Genomic DNA, 409 nt, shown 5'->3' on the forward strand with positions numbered 1-409 from the left:
GCAGACGCTCCGATAGTTTCGCCAGAACGCCGGGTATCGCCTTGTCAAGCACTTCCCGACTGCGGCCCATGACTTCACCGTACTCGGCAAGCAGACCACGCAGGCTGTTAATCTGCATCGTGCGGAACTTGACCAACTGCTGCCGCATGCGGTGGAGTGCGAGGACTGCCTGTTGTGCCTCCGATTTGATGGCCACTGCCTTGCTGGGAATCTGCGTGGCCATCCAGATGGCGCGCGCATCGGCCGGATCACTCTTGTTGCCGATGTTGAAGGCCTTGACGAACTTCGGGGGCATCAACTTCACCTGATGCCCCAACTTCATCAGTTGCCGCGCCCAATGGTGCGCACCGCCACATGCTTCCATTCCGATCAGGCAAGTGGGGCGGTTTGCGAAGTATTCGAGAAACCG

Annotated in this window: 1 protein-coding gene; it reads right to left on the reverse strand. The window is 59.2% G+C overall.

The window, feature by feature from the left end; genetic code table 11:
- Positions 1 to 409: transposase (locus AB3X96_RS42680; protein ID WP_368594433.1), on the reverse strand; the 409-nt coding region annotated here is incomplete at both ends.

Origin of the sequence: Paraburkholderia sp. BR13439 (assembly GCF_040948805.1) — a bacterium.
In the GTDB taxonomy this organism is placed as follows: domain Bacteria; phylum Pseudomonadota; class Gammaproteobacteria; order Burkholderiales; family Burkholderiaceae; genus Paraburkholderia; species Paraburkholderia youngii.